14 protein-coding genes are annotated in these 18029 nt (G+C 46.9%); all 14 read left to right on the top strand.

Annotated features, from left to right (window positions below):
* Positions 1–119 precede the first annotated feature (119 nt).
* The 14 genes from K401_RS0106950 to K401_RS0106885 all read left to right on the top strand — a co-directional run bounded on the left by K401_RS0106950 (position 120) and on the right by K401_RS0106885 (position 17821).
* Positions 120–1985, top strand: coding sequence for a DUF2264 domain-containing protein (locus tag K401_RS0106950; protein WP_024292279.1), 1866 nt, complete (start codon positions 120–122; stop codon positions 1983–1985).
* Positions 1986–2008: 23 nt separating this feature from the next.
* Entirely contained in the window at positions 2009–3145 is a 1137-nt protein-coding gene (locus tag K401_RS0106945; protein ID WP_024292278.1) for a glycoside hydrolase family 88 protein, read from the top strand.
* 27 nt (positions 3146–3172) lie between these two features.
* On the top strand, positions 3173–4459 hold the full coding sequence (locus K401_RS0106940; protein WP_024292277.1) for an ABC transporter substrate-binding protein: 1287 nt from the start codon (positions 3173–3175) through the stop codon (positions 4457–4459).
* Positions 4428–5411 carry a carbohydrate ABC transporter permease gene (locus tag K401_RS0106935; protein ID WP_084493081.1) on the top strand — a complete coding sequence of 328 codons (984 nt, stop codon included), beginning with the start codon at positions 4428–4430 and terminating at the stop codon, positions 5409–5411. The genes K401_RS0106940 and K401_RS0106935 overlap by 32 nt, the downstream gene beginning before the upstream one ends.
* Positions 5412–5423: 12 nt before the next feature.
* Positions 5424–6269: a carbohydrate ABC transporter permease gene (locus K401_RS0106930; RefSeq protein ID WP_330363139.1), complete on the top strand. Its 846-nt coding sequence runs from the start codon at positions 5424–5426 to the stop codon at positions 6267–6269.
* A gap of 16 nt (positions 6270–6285) precedes the next feature.
* Positions 6286–7149 carry a sugar phosphate isomerase/epimerase family protein gene (locus K401_RS0106925; RefSeq protein WP_024292274.1) on the top strand — a complete coding sequence of 288 codons (864 nt, stop codon included), beginning with the start codon at positions 6286–6288 and terminating at the stop codon, positions 7147–7149.
* Positions 7150–7188: 39 nt separating this feature from the next.
* A complete protein-coding gene (locus tag K401_RS0106920; protein ID WP_024292273.1) occupies positions 7189–8880 on the top strand; it encodes a glycoside hydrolase family 2 protein in 1692 nt (563 codons plus the stop codon).
* 306 nt (positions 8881–9186) lie between these two features.
* The gene (locus K401_RS0106915; protein WP_024292272.1) at positions 9187–11403 is read left to right on the top strand and encodes a DNA topoisomerase III; all 2217 of its coding nucleotides are present in this window, start codon (positions 9187–9189) and stop codon (positions 11401–11403) included.
* Positions 11404–11691: 288 nt separating this feature from the next.
* Positions 11692–12666, top strand: coding sequence for a LacI family DNA-binding transcriptional regulator (locus K401_RS0106910; protein WP_024292271.1), 975 nt, complete (start codon positions 11692–11694; stop codon positions 12664–12666).
* Positions 12667–12713: 47 nt separating this feature from the next.
* Positions 12714–13820, top strand: a complete 1107-nt coding sequence (locus tag K401_RS0106905) for a phosphate/phosphite/phosphonate ABC transporter substrate-binding protein (protein WP_024292270.1) — start codon at positions 12714–12716, stop codon at positions 13818–13820.
* 83 nt (positions 13821–13903) lie between these two features.
* The gene (gene phnC, locus K401_RS0106900) at positions 13904–14659 is read left to right on the top strand and encodes a phosphonate ABC transporter ATP-binding protein (RefSeq protein ID WP_024292269.1); all 756 of its coding nucleotides are present in this window, start codon (positions 13904–13906) and stop codon (positions 14657–14659) included.
* A complete protein-coding gene (gene phnE, locus K401_RS0106895) occupies positions 14656–15477 on the top strand; it encodes a phosphonate ABC transporter, permease protein PhnE (RefSeq protein WP_024292268.1) in 822 nt (273 codons plus the stop codon). Before phnC ends, phnE (K401_RS0106895) begins: the two co-directional genes overlap by 4 nt.
* Before the next feature lie 12 nt (positions 15478–15489).
* Positions 15490–16299 carry a phosphonate ABC transporter, permease protein PhnE gene (phnE, locus tag K401_RS0106890; RefSeq protein WP_024292267.1) on the top strand — a complete coding sequence of 270 codons (810 nt, stop codon included), beginning with the start codon at positions 15490–15492 and terminating at the stop codon, positions 16297–16299.
* Between the two features lie 4 nt (positions 16300–16303).
* Positions 16304–17821: a bifunctional metallophosphatase/5'-nucleotidase gene (locus K401_RS0106885; protein WP_024292266.1), complete on the top strand. Its 1518-nt coding sequence runs from the start codon at positions 16304–16306 to the stop codon at positions 17819–17821.
* Positions 17822–18029 lie beyond the last annotated feature (208 nt).

The raw sequence follows: 18029 nt of genomic DNA, 5'->3' as shown, positions 1-18029 counted from the left end.
GGGTGATATAACAATGAAAGTCAGTACAATATGACATAAATATAGCATAAAAACCAATATCCAAAAAGCTCCTATGTGATATTATGTAAAAAATGATAAACCACAGGAGGACATCAGGGATGGACATCACTTTAAGAACGAGGAAGGATGCGGTTAAACTTTTCTTGGATACCATAAGCCCTTTAAAGCCATTTTACAGTCCTTGTCATGCATTTTTGCACCTGGGAAATACAGGCGTCCATTATGGGGAAAAATCCGCCAGAATGGAAGGGTTTGCCAGGATCTTATGGGGGCTTGGCCCGCTCTGGTCAGCTGACAACAAAAACCTGCCCAAAGAGGAGCAGGAGGAAATAAGGGAGTGGCTTGAGCTTTACCGGGAAGGGATCATCCATGGCACAACTCCGGAGGATGAGGAATATTGGGGGGATATATTTGACTATGACCAGAAGATGGTGGAGGTGGCTGCCGTGGTATTTGCCATAGCCATTAACCGGGATAAGCTATGGGATCCTTTGGAAGAAAGAGAAAAGAAAAACTTATATAACTGGCTGCGGCAGATGAATGAACACGATATGCCAAAAAACAACTGGCGTTATTTCCGGATCCTTACCAATATGATGTTCCGGCTTTTGGGGCTGGAATGTTCCAAAGAACGCTTGGAGGAAGATTTTGGCCTGATGGAAAGCTTTTACACAGGAGATGGCTGGTATTGCGACGGCAATCCCGGGCAGGTGGATTATTATGTGGCATTTGCCATCCATTATTACGGACTGCTTTATGCAAAGCTGATGGATGGCATGGAACCGGAGCGGTGCAGGCTGTTAAGGGAACGGAGCACACAGTTTTACAATGACTATGTGTACTGGTTTGCTAATAACGGAGAGGAAATTCCATTTGGAAGGAGCCTGACCTACCGCTATGCCCACTGCGGTCCCTTTGGAGCAATGGCCTTTGCAGATCTTGATGTGGATTATGGGATACTTAAGAATTTGACTTTAAGAAATCTGGAGTCCTGGATGAGGCGGCCGGTTTTTGACCATTCCGGAATTTTAACGATCGGCTACGGCTATCCCAGCCTTTCCATGAGTGAGTCCTATAATGGCTGCGGCTCCCCCTACTGGTGTAATAAGGCCTTTTTGATTCTGGGCCTTAATGAGGACCATCCGTTTTGGAAGGCAGAGCCACGGAATTATCCATATGAACCGAAAAAGCTTCTCATTCATCCCCATATGCTCATAACCCATGATCAATATGGCCATGCACAGGCATATGTGGCTGGACAGCATTTAAAGCACAATCATGGAGGCGGACCGGAAAAATACGAAAAATTTGTTTATTCCAATCAGTTTGGTTTCAGCGTCTCTAAGGGCACCGGTCTGGCAGAGGGAGCTTTTGACAATACGCTGGCCGTTTCGCTCAAAGGAGAAAACCGGTATTTTATGAGGTGGGGCCAGCATGATTTCTCCATAAATCACCAGACCCTTACCTCCAGATACAGCCCCATACCCGGGGTAACCATAGAAAGTACCGTGATCCCGTGCTTTTCCTGGCATGTCAGGATCCATAAGATATCAAATTCTATTCCTGTGGAAGCGGCTGACGGAGGGTTTGCCATCCCTCAGGAGAACTGTTTCCAATTGGAAAAAGGCAGGAAATCAGGCAAATTTGAGGCAGAAGATGTAAAAGCGGAGGGAAACTCCCTGTTTGCAGTCTTTCCATGGGGAATCAGCGGGATCATAGGTGAAACGGGAGGGATGCCGGAACTGGTTTCCGCATTTCCCAATACCAACCTGCTTTATAATCTTACAGTCATTCCCACGGTCAGGGCAGTTTATGAGGAAGGGACCCATGTTATGGTAACCAGTGTATTTGCGGATAAATCCCCTGAGGCAGAAATTCTCATGAAGGAGAAACCCCAGGTAGAGATTTTGGAAAAGCAGATCCATGTTATATATAAGGGAGAGTGTGTTAAGGTTTTGCTTTAACATGGTAAGGAAAGGAGAAGGAGATGAATTTATCACAGCAGGATAGGGATTGGGTATCATCTGCCCTTGAGAAGATAACCGGCAAAATGATGCCCGTAACAGAGCGGACAAAGGATAAGGTGCCTTATACAGCCATTGACGGAGTATTTGATGACCGTTCCGGAAGTGATGATATCGCCTGGTGGACAAATGGCTTCTGGGGAGGCATAATGTGGCAGCTTTTTTCCGTGACAGGAGAACCGCTTTATAAGGAAACAGCCATAAAGCTGGAGGAAAAGCTGGATGCCGTTCTGATGAACCCGGAGGGCCTGGACCATGACAATGGCTTTAAATGGCTTCCAACGGCAGTGGCCCATTACCGGATTGACCGGAATCAGAAGTCCCGTAACAGAGCTTTGCTGGCAGCAGACAATCTGGCAGGAAGATTCAATCTTTCCGGGAATTTCATCCGGGCGTGGAACGACTGGGGAGAAGATGACCACAGGGGTTATGCAATCATTGACTGCATGATGAACCTTCCGCTGCTGTACTGGGCCAGTGAGGTGACACAGGATCCAAGGTTTAAGCAGATCGCAGAGGCTCACGCCGTAACAGCGGGGAAATACTTTGTAAGGGAAGACGGATCGGTCAGTCATATTGTGGAGTTTGACCCGTTTACCGGGGAAATGAGAAAAACCCACGGCGGGCAGGGATATGGAGAAGGTTCTTCCTGGACAAGAGGTCAGAGCTGGGGTCTTTATGGCTTTGTACTCAGCTACATCCATACAGGAGAGGTCCATTATTTACATACGGCCAGAAAGATTGTGCATTACTTTATTTCCAATATTCCGGAAAACGGCCTCATTCCGGTGGATTTCCGGCAGCCGGAAACCTGCACATGGGAAGATTCAACGGCAGCGGCCATTGCAGCCTGCGGTCTGATTGAAATCGCCAAAAATACGGAAGGCAGGGACAGCCAGGTCTATCTTAATTGGGCTCTTAAGCTGTTAAAGGCGTTGGAGCAGGAGCGGTGCTGCTGGGATCATAAGACAGATAATCTTCTTAAAAAGTGTACCGCTGCCTACCATGACAAAACCCACGAATTTTCCATTATTTATGGGGATTATTATTTTATTGAAGCAGTATGTAAGCTTTCCGGAAAGGGAATCTTCATCTGGTAATAAAAAGAAGGGAACAGGAGGAAAAATATGAAAAGGAAACAGTTATTAGCAGGTTTCATGGCAATGATCATGGCAGCCGGGGGGATCACGGGATGCAGCAGCCAGTCCGCAGGAAAATCCGGAGGCAATGAAAAGGTGACCATTAAAGTGGCTCTTTGGGATTATTCCAATACCAAGTATTATAAGACTATGTTTGATGCGTTTATGGAAAAGAACCCTGACATTACAGTAGAGCCGGTGGAGTTTTCCGCAGATGAGTATGATAACACCATTACCACGCAGCTTGGAGGAAAGCAGGATTTTGATGTTGTGTTTACAAAGGGAACTCCGGCATTAAGCGCCCTGATCTTACAGGGCCATGTGCTTGCTTTAGATGATTTCATGGCACAGGACGATTCCTTCAGCAAAGATCATTATTTAGGTTTGATTGACCAGCTGCAGCTGGATGGAAAAACCTATGGGGTTCCATTCAGAAAAGACAATAACATGATATTCTACAACAAAGACCTTTTTGATAAGGCTGGAGTCCCCTATCCACAGGATGGAATGACCATGAAGGAATATCATGAACTGGCAGCTGAAATGACAAGCGGAAGCGGGAATGAAAAGGTATACGGAGCCCACGTACATACATGGCCCAGTAATGTTTATAATTACGCACGACGAATCGAAGCATTTGATCAGCTGGATAAAGAAAGTTATCAAAACTTAAAACCGTATTATGAAGAAATATTAGCCATGCAGGATGAAGGAGTTGTTCAGGATTACGGCGCGCTCAAGGCTTCCAATATCCATTATTCCGGTGTGTTTTACAACCAGCAGACAGCCATGCTTCAGATCGGTTCCTGGTTCATCAACATGTGTCTTGAAAATGTAAAGGATTTTAACTGGGGCTGCTGCAGCATACCCAATGTAGATGGGATCGGCAATACCAATGCCATTGGAGGAGTGACTCCTGTTGCCATCGGTGCCTATGCAAAACATCCGCAAGAGGCATGGAAATTCATCACCAGCGTATGCGGAGAGGAAGGAGCGGAGCTTCTTGCCCAGACAGGAATCGTACCGGGCTACAACTCTGAAAAGATCAGCGGGATCTTTGATTCCATGCATGAGACATATCCCAATGCGCCTGAAAAACTGTCGGAATACATTGATGTTGATAAATATATGGTAGAGCAGCGCATGGACAGGCTGACAAAGGAAATTGATAATATTTTACAGGAACAGCACAGCGCAATCATGACCAAGAGCGTTACTGTGGATGAGGGGCTTAAACAGCTTTATGACAGAGTTTCAGAAGCAGAAAAACAGTAAACAGCCGGAAAGTGCCGGCCTGGGAAAGGAGGAATCTGTGAGAAAGGAACATGATCCGAAAAAAAACAAAAAGCCGCTGGCCAGAAAGAAGACTTTGGTGGCATACTCTTTTATTCTTCCCAATTTGATCGGTTTTTTTATTTTCACATTAATACCTATTGTATTCTCACTGCTTTTAAGCTTTTGTGAGTGGGATTCGGGCAATCCTATCCGATTTGTGGGATTAAAAAATTTTATAACAATGTTTACAAAAGATTCAAGCTTCTGGATTGCACTGAAAAACACACTGTGTTATACTCTGGTAACTGTGCCTGTTACCATGGTATTTGCATTGTCTCTGGCGATATTGATGAACAAGGAGTTAAAAGGACGCGTATTTTTCCGTTCCGTTCTTTTCTTTCCCTATGTGGCGTCTCTTGTGGCAGTAGCCGTTGTATGGATGGCCCTGTTTAATCCGGACCGGGGTCCTGTTAACAGCATTCTCATGGCTTTAGGGATGTTAAACCCTCCCAGGTGGGCAGCTTCCACGAAGTGGGCCCTGCCCACCATCATCGGCCTTACAGTCTGGAAAAGCATGGGTTATTATATGGTGGTTTATTTAGCGGCTCTCCAGGGAGTTTCAGGAGAATTGTATGAAGCGGCGTCTTTAGACGGAGCCAATCAATGGAAACAGTTTTTACATATTACCTGGCCAAGTGTGACTCCCACCACCTTTTTCATTCTGATGATGCTTATGGTATCCACCTTTAAATCCTATGATACCATGTATATCACAACCCAGGGAGGCCCTGGGGAGGCGACCAAGGTACTGGCCTACCACATTTATAACAGTGCATTCATCAGCTCAAAATTCGGCTATGCCAGTGCGGTGGCCATGGTATTGTTGGGAATTATCATGATGGTAACTCTCATCCAGTTTAAGGGTGAAAAGAAATTCACAAGCTATCTGTAAGGAGGCAGTTTTATGAGCAGGAATCAAATGAAAGTAATTGCCTCCGGAGGCAAGAACGTGTTTATTTATGCCGCTCTTATTCTGATGGCGGTTGTTATGCTGATCCCCTTTGCATGGATGATATCCGCATCCTTAAAGCTGGAGAAAGATGTGTTTTCGTTTCCCATTGTATGGCTGCCCCCTAAACCCCAATGGGGAAACTATCTGGAGATATGGAAAAAGGTCCCGCTTTTGACCGGTTTCTTAAATACAGCCAAGTTAACGCTGTTTACTACGGTCCTTCAGATTATTACCTCCAGCTTTGCAGCCTACGCCTTTGCGAAGCTGGAATTTAAGGGAAGGGATACGCTGTTTATGCTGTATGTAATGACCATATCCATTCCCTGGCAGGTTTATATGGTTCCCCAGTATAAGCTTATGACATGGTTAGGGCTGACGGACAGCCATCTTGGGATAATCCTGATGCATGCGTTTACTGCTATGGGGGTATTCCTCATGAGACAGTTTTTTATCGGCATTCCGGGGGAACTGTTAGAGGCAGCCAGAATTGACGGGTTAAGTGAGTACGGCATATGGGCAAAGCTGATGCTTCCCTTATCAAGGCCTGCAGTGGCAACCCTTTGCATAACCTCTTTTACCTTTGAATGGAATGATTTTATGGGCCCCCTTATTTATCTGTCGTCCCAGAAAAATAAAACCATACAGCTGATGCTGCGGATGTTTAATACCCAGTATTCCTCTAACTATGCACAGATCATGGCAGCAGCCACAGTAGCGCTGATACCGGTGCTGATCCTCTTCGTATTCCTGCAGAGATATTTTGTGGAAGGGGTCGCAAGCTCCGGTATCAAAGGGTAATGAGAAAGGAGAGACAATGAAATATTCACTATTTACAGTAAGTGTGCCGGATATGACGCCGGAACAGGCATTATCAAAGATGAAAGAATTGGGGTATGACGGAGTGGACTGGAGGGTAACAGATATTCCTGATGATCCTGAAATCTTAAAGGAAGAGCCCTCTTACTGGAGAAACAATCTTTGCACCATTGATATTGAAACCATTGATAAAAAGGCGGAGGAAATAAAGGCTCTCACCGACCGGTACGGAATCTGCATTCATGCCCTGGCCACCTATTTAAAATGTTCGGACAGCGGAGACAGGATTGAACGGTGTATGGCAGCGGCAAAGGCCATGGGCTGCGGACGGATCAGGGTCAATGCCCCTTCCTATGACGGGAAACGGACTTACGGCGAATTATTTGAAGAGGCAACAGCAGGATTTAAGCAGGTTGAGGAGCTGGCAAAAAAGCACGGCGTTAAGGCTGCTTTTGAAATGCATATGAGAACCATTACCCCGTCTGCAAGCGCGGCGTACCGTCTGGCCTCACAGTTTGATCCCAATTATATCGGCGTGATCTATGATACAGGAAATGTGATCTATGAAGGCTTTGAAGAATACAAGATGGCTTTTGAAATTTTAGGACCGTATCTGGATCAGATCCACGTAAAAAATGCCAAATGGGTGAAGGAACCTGTGGATGGAAAAGAAAAATATCTTCCCACCTGGGCTCCGTTTGCAGAGGGGCATGCAGACTTTGAAAGGTGTTTCCGGGCTCTGAAAGAGGTTGGCTATGACGGATTTATCACATTTGAGGACTTTTCTTCTGCAGACAGTTCAGAAGAAAAGCTGAAAAGTGATATTAATTATATGAAAAGACTTGTTGAAACCATAGAATAGCAGGAAGATTTAAGTCTGAGATAAGACAGAGGGAAATAAATGATCAGAACATTTCAAACCAATAAAATCAGGGAAACCAGGGAGCTAAGCGGCAGCTTGTGGAATTTATCCCCGTGTGCAGGGGAACATAAAGATGAAAAATACAGCGTAGCTGTTCCCTGCTGCTGGGAGACGGTTCCGGATTTATCAAATTACCGGGGAACAGGGCTCTTTTCAAGAACCATGGAGGCAGAAGGCAACATCAGGCTGGTATTTAAAGGTGTGAGCCATACCGCAAGGGTATGCCTGGATGGAAGGGTAATCGGTGAGCATTATAATGCTTATACTCCCTTTTCTTTTATCGTAAAAAATGTCTCCAAAGGGGATCATTTATTGGAGGTGTATGCGGATAATTCCTTCCATGAAAACAGTGCTCTGCACGTGCCCAATGATTATATGAGCTATGGAGGGATCAGCAGAGGAGTTGTATTGGAAACTCTGGAAGATGCTTTTATTGAGTTTATTCATGCAGTTCCTGTCCGGCTGGAAGAGGGCTGGAATACAAAAGTATTGGTAAAAATAAAAAATTTATCAGCGGAAGAAAAAGGGTATGGACTCATAATCCAGCTCAATGGAAGGCGTGTTGTGATTGATGAGGCCGTCATTGGTCCGGAAGAGGAAAGACTGGTTGAGGCTGATATTTTCCCCGGGGAGGTGGAAACCTGGGAGATGGAAAATCCCAGGCTTTATGAGATCCGCGGGATCCTTACGGAAAATGGGAGGGAAATTGACGATTTGATCGACCGGATCGGGTACCGGGAGATCAAAACAGAAGGAAAGGATATCCTTCTTAATGGCAGGAAGCTTCTCATCAAGGGCTTCTGCCGCCATGAAGATCATCCCATGTTCGCCTGTGCCCTTCCTTTTTCCGCAATGCAGCAGGATCTGCTGATCGCCAGGGATTTGGGCGCCAATTCCATCCGTACCTCCCATTATCCCAATGATGAGCTTTTTCTGGATTTATGTGATGAACAGGGAATTCTCGTATGGGAAGAAAATCATGCCAGAGGGCTGACTTTGGAGCAGATGAAAAATCCCAACTTTGAGGAACAGGCGGAACGCTGTATTGAAGAAATGATCACCGCCCATATAAACCATCCGTCCGTTATCATATGGGGAATCTTAAATGAATGCGCCAGTGACACGGAATATGGCTATGACTGTTATAAAAAGCAGTATGATTTGATCAAAAGCCTGGATGATACACGGCCAAGATCCTCTGCCAGCTGTAAATTTAAAACAGATATCTGTCTGGGACTTCCTGAAATCGTATCCTACAACTTATACCCGGAGTGGTACCATGATACGCCTGTAGGAGATTATGTGGAGGATATTTACCATTGGGTCCAGGCTGAGAGCCAAGGCAGAGACAAGCCGTTTCTTGTGACTGAGATCGGAGCAGGTGCAATTTACGGATATCGGTCCCAGACCATGTGCAAGTGGTCTGAGGAATACCAGGCCAAAGCATTGGAGAACCAGATCCGGGCAGTATTGGATCACCGTGAGATCTGCGGTATTTATATCTGGCAATTCTGCGATGTCCGGGTCAGTGATGAATGGTTCGGCAGCAGGCCCAGAACCATGAACAATAAGGGGATCGTTGATGAGTTCCGCAGAAGGAAGATGTCCTATGATGTGGTCAAAGGCCTGTTTCATTCCTATCCGGATTATAAGGAAAGGTCTGGAGCTTGAAAATGAGAAATACTCTCAAAAAAAACCTTGTATTTTAAGCGGGTTTGTGGTATTATAACTATAGTTAGTTTAAACTAACTCCGTGTGAATATTCTAACATCAGACTAACCCTCTGATTGTATCCTTCATTTGACCCGTGAAGGATCATGACTCCTGCAAAAAAGCCGCTCCTGTTACCGCATGACAGGGCCGGCTTTTTTGATGTGAATCTAACTGGAAAATAAAAAGGTCCGGATACAAGGTAAAAGTTGTAATAACCAGGACAATACGCTATAATTGGGTGAGAGTTGAGTTTGGAGGAATGAAATGAAATCTTTAATTATAGCAGAAAAGCCGTCGGTTGCCAGGGATATTGCCCGGGTGCTTCATTGTACAAAAAATCATGACGGAGTAATAGAAGGGGAGACTTATGTGGTTACCTGGGGGCTGGGCCATCTGGTCACATTGGCTGACCCGGAAGATTACGATCCCAAATATAAGGAATGGAAAATGGAGGATCTTCCCATGATGCCGGACCAGTTCCGGCTGGAAGTCATCAAACAGACCGGAAAGCAGTACCGGGTGGTAAAAGCCCAGATCCACCGGGCAGATGTGGGAGAAATCATCATTGCTACCGATGCCGGACGGGAGGGGGAGCTTGTGGCCAGGCTGATCCTGGAGAAGGCAGGGAATAAAAAGCCAATAAAAAGGCTGTGGATCTCTTCCGTCACAGACAAAGCCATTAAAGAAGGATTTGCAAAATTAAAAAACGGTCATGAGTACGACAACTTATACGATGCTGCCATGTGCCGCGCCGAGGCGGACTGGCTGGTGGGCATCAACGCCACCAGGGCGCTGACCTGTAAGTACAATGCCAGCTTAAGCTGCGGCCGGGTACAGACTCCCACCCTTGCCATCATCGCAAGGCGGGAGGAAGAAATCAAAAATTTTGTTCCAAAGCCCTATTATGGGATAACGGCCAAATGTGCCAGTCCGGCCCTTTCCTTTACCTGGCGGGATGAGAAATCAAAAAGCTTCCGTTCCTTTGACAAGGACCGGGTGGAAGCCCTTTTTGATCATATGAAGGCAATAGGCGAAGGAGTGATCACTGAGGTGAAAAGCGCTCCAAAGAAAACGGATCCGCCTCAGCTTTATGATCTGACAGAGCTTCAAAGGGAAGCCAACCGCCGGTTTAACTATTCTGCAAAAGAGACTTTGAACATCATGCAGAGGCTCTATGAAAACCACAAGGTCCTGACTTACCCCAGAACGGATTCCAGGTATTTAAGCTCGGATATTGTTCCATCAATAAAGGAAAGGCTGGAAGCCTGCGGCGTTGGGCCGTACCGGAAGCTGGCCGGAAGGCTGGCAAACCAGAAAATCAAGGCAGCTCCTTCCTTTGTAAACGATAAGAAGGTGACGGACCATCATGCCATCATTCCAACAGAGCAGTTTGTCCAGCTGGACCATATGACTATTGATGAGCGGAAGATCTATGATCTGGTGGTCCGCAGATTTTTAGCTGTACTGTATCCGCCCTTTGAATATGAACAGACGGAAATTACCCTGGATTTAGGTGGAGAGACACTTGCGGCCAGGGGAAAGACCGTGAAAGCCCAGGGCTGGAAGGAAGTTTATGATAATCAGGATGAGGAAGAGGAAGAGCAGGAATTAAAGGAGCAGAATCTTCCTGCCATGAAAAAAGGGGACCGTATCACAGGGCTGACTGTGACCATGACGGAAGGAAAAACAAAGCCTCCGGCCCCGTTTCAGGAAGCGTCCCTTCTCACTGCCATGGAAAATCCGGTTTCTTATATGGAAACAAAGGACAAGGACATGGCGAAGGCCTTGGGAGAAACAGGGGGACTTGGGACCGTGGCTACAAGAGCGGATATCATTGAAAAGCTGTTTTCCGGCTTTCTTTTAGAAAAGCGGGGGAAGGATATTTATCTGACCTCCAAGGCCAGGCAGCTCCTTAACCTTGTGCCAGAAGATTTAAAAAAACCGGAGCTTACCGCCCAATGGGAGATGAAATTATCTGAAATTGCAGGAGGAAAATTAAAGCGGGCCGCATTCATGAAGGACATCAGGCAGTACTCCGGGGAATTGATCCATCAGATCAGGTCAGGGGAAGGCAGCTTTAACCATGACAACTTAACCAGTCACAAATGCCCGGTCTGCGGAAAGCGGATGCTGGCAGTAAAGGGGAAAAACAGTGAGATGCTTGTTTGCCAGGACCGGGAATGCGGTCACAGGGAGGTGGTCTCCAGGACCAGCAATGCCAGATGTCCGGTCTGCCATAAGAAGCTGGAGCTTAAGGGAAAAGGGGATGGACAGATCTTTATCTGCAAATGCGGCTATAAGGAAAAGCTCTCTTCCTTTAAAGAAAGGCGTGCCAGGGAAGGTGCCGGAGTATCCAAAAGGGATGTGTCAAAGTATTTGAACGAACAGAAAAAGGAAGGGAGTCAACCCATTAATTCAGCCTTTGCAGATGCCTTTGCAAAGCTGAACCTGGGAGGAAACGGGGAGAAGCCTGTCCCTTAAAAAGCCTTATACCGGCCTTATAATGAGAGGCCATGGAGAGGAAACCGGGTCTGCTGCTGCCGGTCAAGCGGCATTCCGGATAAGGTTATGGATCCTGTGGGTAAGGCCATATGGGTGTAGGGAGAGGATGTCTCAAGTATGTTTGCTGTTTTGAAATATACGTTTGGGACATCCTTTTTTTAAACTTATAGTAACAGTATGGTAAAAATTTAGTAAAATTTTACTTTGCTTATTGACGGTGGCAGAAACTGCAATTATAATGAAAATTGAAAGGTGAGGATATAGATTATGGCTACAATAAAAGAAATTTCGCAGCTTGCGGATGTATCCATTGCAACGGTGTCAAGGGTCTTGAACCAGGACGATACCATTGTGGTGAGCCCGGAAGTGAAAAAAAGGATATTTAGAATTGCCCACGAATTAAAATATGTCCCACCCAGGAGGCGTCATACGCAGAAAGAAAGAGGAATTGTCATAGGAGTGGCTGACTGGCATATTATCCGGAAGGACAGAACCAACATCAGGCTTTCCTCCCTGGACGTGATCGTAAAATCCATGTCAGGGAAAAATGATGTGCGTTTTGAACGGCTGGATAAAAATAAGCCGGGACAGTACGACGGTATCATGGCCTTCGGCGTTTTTTCTGAGGAAGAGATGGAGTTTTTGCGGATGCAGAGCTATTCTATTGTATTCATTAATTCGGATCCAAAGGATTATGAGTACGACAGCATTGTTATGGATTTTAATAAGGGGATCCATGAAATGCTGGATTATCTCATGGAACGGAAAAAATACTGCAGCGTCGGCTACATAGGAGGCCTTTATGAGGAAGGCCAGGTAAAGATCGGTTACAGGAGGCTGGAAGGAATCCAGGCAGCTTTTATGCAGAGAGGCCTTTACAAAGAAGAGAATTTTTACATAGGCGATATCAGCAGGGAAAGCGGCTATGAGCAGGCAAAACGGGCTGTGGAATCAGGCCGTCTGCCGGAAGCGGTGCTCTTAGGAAGCGAAGAAGTGGCGGAAGGCGCATTGGAAGCGTTCCAGGATGCGGGCCTGCGTGTCCCAAAGGATGTGGCAGTGGTCATCTATAAGGATATTGAGACCCTGGAATCCAAATGGCCGTCCTATACTAAGGTCCGGATGTTTCCTGATATCGTATGGCAGACAGCGATCAAGCTTCTGCTGGAACAGATCCAGGAAGGCCGTAAAGACAATATGACAATTTATCTCCCAACAAAGCTTGAAGTCGGGGACAGTGCGTGATGACCCATGATCCCAAGAACCGATGAATCACGGAAAAGGAGAGCAGTATGAAAAAAACAGTTTCTGTATTAATGGCAGCAGCACTTTGTGCAGCAATGATCGGAGGATGTTCTGGCGGCAGCCAAACAGGAGCCACAACCGCAGCAGGGACAGAGGCAGCATCGCCTGCGGCAGGAGAGACCACAAAGGCGGAGGCAAAAGCTGAGAACAAGAAGATTGACAAACTGAACGTATATTTTGTTCCTTCCAGAGAACCGGAAGAGATCGTAACCGCCACAGAGCCTTTAAAAGACATGCTGAAGTCAGAGCTGGGAAAAGAAGGTTATGATATCGGTGAAGTAGTGATCACGGTAGGAACCAGCTACGAAGCGGTTGGAGAAGCCCTTTCTGCAGGCACTGCGGATATCGGCCTGATTCCCGGAGGTACTTATGTCCTTTATGATGATGGGGCAGAAGTAATTCTTACGGCCACCAGAGATGCACTGAGCAAAAACTCCGATTCTGCAAAGGACTGGAATGACGGAAAGGCCACGGAAGGCACTACGGACCAGGCAACTTCCTACCGGGCTCTTATCATTGCAGGTCCTTCTGAAAAGGGGAAAGCATTGACAGACAAGGTAAACAAGGGCGAAGCATTGACCTTTGAGGATTTAGACGGAGCAAACTGGAGCGTTATGTCATCCTCCTCACCGGCAGGATACATTTACCCATCCTTATGGCTTCAGGATAATTTCCAGAAAAACATGTTAAACCTTTCCCATGCAGTACAGTCTGATTCCTATGGAAGCGCATTTGCAAGACTTGCTTCCGGTCAGGTGGATGTTCTCTGTACCTATGCAGATGCCCGCAGGGACTATGAGGAGAAATGGAAATCCGAATATGGCAGAGCCGGCTCCATCTGGGAAGAAACAGGTGTCATCGGTGTGACTCCTCCCATTTTCAATGATACGGTCAGCGTGAGCAAGACTTCCAAAATCATGGATGATGATTTTAAAAAGGCAGTTCAGAACGCATTTATCAACATCGGCAATACGGATGAGGGCAAGGAAGTCATTGCCATCTACAGCCATAAGGGATATAAGCCGGCACAGAGTTCTGATTACGATAATGAACGTGCGGCACAGAAGATGATCAAGGAATTAAATGCAAAATAAATAATACACACAGGCTGCGGAGGCGTCGTAAACGGAAAACATTTGCGGCGCCTCCTCTCTCTATCCTGGGAAATGAGGAAAATATGATTGAATTTAATCAGGTGGACAAAAAGTATCCCAATGGCTTTCATGCCTTAAAAGATATTAACCTGAAAATTGAACAGGGGGAATTTGTGGCGATCATCGGCCTTTCCGGTGCAGGAAAATCCACACTTCTCCGGACCATCAACCGCATGCATGACATTACAGGAGGAACCTTAACCGTGAATGGGACCGATGTGATGCAGTTAAAGGGAAAGGAGTTAAGGCGTTTCCGCCGCAGGATCGGCATGATCTTTCAGTCCTTTAACCTGGTGACCAGGACCCTGGTCATTAACAATGTTCTCATGTCAAAGGTGCCGGATCTGCCGTTTCTAAAGGCTTTATTGGGCATTTACCCAAAAGAGGATAAGCTGGGAGCTTTGGAGGCTCTTGACAAGGTGGGGATCCTTGACAAGGCCTTTGTCCGTGCGGATCAGTTGTCCGGAGGCCAGCAGCAGAGGGTTGCTCTTGCAAGAACCCTGGCCCAGAATCCCCAGATCATCCTGGCGGATGAGCCGGTGGCTTCCCTTGACCCGGTCACTGCAAAACAAGTCATGGGTGATTTCTTAAGGATCAACAAAGAAATGAACATTACCATCCTGCTAAACATCCACCATGTGGACTTAGCGCTCCAATATGCCAGCCGGGTCGTGGGCATAAGGGCGGGACAGATCGTGTACGACGGCCCTGCTTCGGAAGTTACCCAGGATATTTTAAATGAAATATATGAAGGAAAAGAAGAGGAGGCGGCAGGATGAGTTTCTATGACAAGATATTTCCGCCCAGGAAAATGGTATTGTCCAACGGAAAGACCGTCTTTCGGCCGTTTTCCAGGCTTCCTCTGGCGGCATTGATCCTGGTGTTCTTAACCGTGCTGTCCGTAAAAATCACCGGTTTTGATATGAGGGTCTTAGCAGAAAGGGGTAATCAGTTCTTTGTTATTCTGGGAATGATGGTTCCTCCCGCTTTTTCCTACAGCTCCCAGGTGTGGAAGCCCCTGTTTGACACCATTAAAATGTCTCTTCTTGGGACAGTGACAGGGGCGGTGCTGGTCATTCCCTTTGCAATGGCTGCTTCCACCAACATTATAAAAAGCCCTGCAGCGGTCAGCGTGATGAGGCTGTTCTTAAGCGTTGTAAGAACCCTTCCTACCCTGGTGACTGCTCTTATTGCCACCTATGTGTTCGGCCTGGGCACTTTGGCAGGAACCACGGCCATTGGGGTTTTTACCTTTGCCTATATGGGGAAGATTTTATATGAAGAGATCGAGACTGCCGATATGGGAGCCTTTGAAGCCATGGAAGCCATTGGAGCAACCAAGGTCCGGGCCTTTGTAAGCGCCATCATTCCTCAGGTGCTTCCTTCCTATATTTCCAATGGATTGTTCTGTTTTGAGGGAAATGTCCGCTATGCGGCCATTTTAGGTTATGTAGGTGCAGGCGGCCTGGGGCTGATCCTCAATGAGAAATTAGGCTGGAGGGAATACCCCAGTGTGGGCATGATTCTTATCATGCTGTTTGTTGCCGTATTTTTGATCGAGTCGGTGAGCCGTTACTGCCGCCGGAAGCTGGTGTAGGAGGGCTGACAGATGAATAAACAGATTGAAAAAGCATATGAAGAGCGCCCAAGAAACACGGTTTACCGGATCACCGTGTCCATCATCGTACTGGCTCTCATTTTATGGTCCGGATCTGCCGTAGACTTTTCAGGCGGTGGTCTTGGGGGACTTAAAATCGCCGGAAATATTTTAAACGGGATATTTCATCCCGACAGGAAGCTGCTGTTTAACCTAACCGTACAGGGAGTTCCCTACCTTCTTTTGGAAACGATTTGTATTGCATTTTTAGGGACCCTTGTGGGGGCATTTCTTGCCATTCCCTTGTCCTTTTTATCTGCTTCCAATTTGATGCCGGCCCCCATTGCCTATCTCAGCCGTCTGGTGATCATGGCTGTGAGGACTATTCCGGCCTTTGTATATGGCCTTATGTTCATACGTGTCAGCGGACCCGGCGCATTCACCGGACTTTTAACCATGTCCGTCTGTTCCATCGGCATGGTATCAAAGATGTATATTGAAGCCATAGAAGACTTAGACACCAGGATTTTGGAATCCCTGGATGCCTGCGGCTGCAACACATTTCAGAAGATACGGTATGGAATTCTGCCTCAGCTGATTCCAAATTTCGCATCAACGGTAATCTACCGGTTTGACATTAATTTAAGGGATGCAACGGTTCTGGGGCTGGTGGGAGCCGGAGGCATCGGCGCGCCCCTGATTTTTGCCATGAATTCCTACCGGTGGAATGAGGCGGGAGCGATTCTGGTGGGTCTGGTGATCCTGGTTCTCATCGTGGAGTACATATCTACCAAAATCCGCGTGAAGCTGGCCAGGGGGTGATCAGTTGGAGAAACAGGCAAGAATTTATTACACTTCAGATGTTCACGGATATTTATTTCCCACTTCTTACGGGGACAGAGAAGAGCGGCCTATGGGTCTTTTAAACTGCATCTCCAACTTTAAGAAGGACGGAAATACCCTTGTTTTTGACGGAGGGGATACGCTCCAGGGGGCTCCCCTGGCAACCTACATTTCTTCTCAGATGGAGGTTGTTCCGGAAGCAGACCCAATTGCAAGGGTATACAACGCGGCAGGCTATGATGCCGTTGTTCCGGGCAACCATGATTTTAATTTCGGCTATGAGCGCCTTGCGGAGTACTTTCAGGCCCTTCAGGGAGTCTGCCTTTGTGCCAATGCCAGGGATTTAGAAGGTAAGGCCAGGATAGTAAAGAGCCATATCTTTACCCTGGAGAACGGGCTCCGCTTGGGAGTGACAGGAGTTGTAACGGATTATGTAAACGTATGGGAACAGCCGGAGCACTTGGAAAAGATCCGGATCACCGATGCGTTTGAAGCGGCTTCGGAGGAACTGTTACGATTAAAGAGTCAGGCGGATGTTACCGTATGCATTTATCACGGCGGCTATGAGTGTGATCTTGACAACGGAACGGTTTTAAGTACTACGGGGGAAAATGTGGGCTGCCGCATTTTAAGGGAGCTGGATTATGACCTCCTTTTGACTGCCCACCAGCACATGTCTGTTCCAGGAAGAGAGCTTTATGGAACTCATACCCTGCAGCTTGCCCCTAATGCCCTGCAGTACGCCTGTGTGGATATCAGGGTGGAGGATGGAAAAGTTTCTGTGGATTCCTCCATCTGCCCTGCCGGGGGAGTTCATGGAAAAGAGCCATACGAATCCCTGCTGCCTTTGGAAGAGGCGGTGCAGGAATGGCTGGATGTGGACATCGGCCGCTTAAAAGAGCCGGTTCCGGAAAAGGGTAAGCTTGAGATGGCTCTTAAAGGGTCAGCCATTGCAGATTTTTTTAACCAGGTCCAGCTGGAATATTCGGGAGCTGATATCTCCTGTGTTGGCCTGGGAAATTCGTCCATCAGCCTGCCGGACCATGTGACCATGCGGGATCTGGTGCGGGTGTATCCGTTTTCCAATACCCTTGTGGTCCTGGAAGTAAATGAGGGATCCCTTAAGAAGGCCTTGGAGCGGTGCGCCGAATACTTTACTCTAAGAGATGGGGAGTTAAAGATTTCAGATGTATTCTTAAAGCCAAAGGTGGAACATTATAATTATGACTATTTTTCCGGCATTACCTTTGAAGTGGACTTAAAAGAATCTGTGGGAAACCGGGTGAAAAGGATCCTGTATAGGGGAGAGCCTCTTGCAGGCCGTTCCTTAAGTCTCTGCATGAGCGATTACCGGGCCAGCGGTACTGGCGGATATGAGGTATACAAGGAATGCCGGATATTAAAGCGTATTAACAAAGAGGTCCCACAGCTGTCCCTGGATTATTTTAAGAGGCATCCGGTGGTAAATATAGAGAAAAACGGCGGTATTATTGTCGTTTAAAACCGGAAGGTCCTGTATATAACCTGGGGTTATGGAAGCTATGGATATTAGGTATAAAGAAAACGTTAAAATTTCTTGATTTTCCAAAAGTAAAGTGATACACTGCTCTTCAACAAGAGTTATATCGAAAAAATGATGATTGGGACATATCATGACTCCGCCCCACATTCCTTTACAGAGAGCGGCCCGGCTGGTGGAAAGGGCGCAA

This window comes from Lacrimispora indolis DSM 755 (assembly GCF_000526995.1).
Classification (GTDB): Bacteria; Bacillota; Clostridia; order Lachnospirales; family Lachnospiraceae; genus Lacrimispora; species Lacrimispora indolis.
The sequence above is the reverse complement of the archived record's forward strand: the minus strand, read 5'-3'. Positions and strand labels throughout refer to the sequence as shown.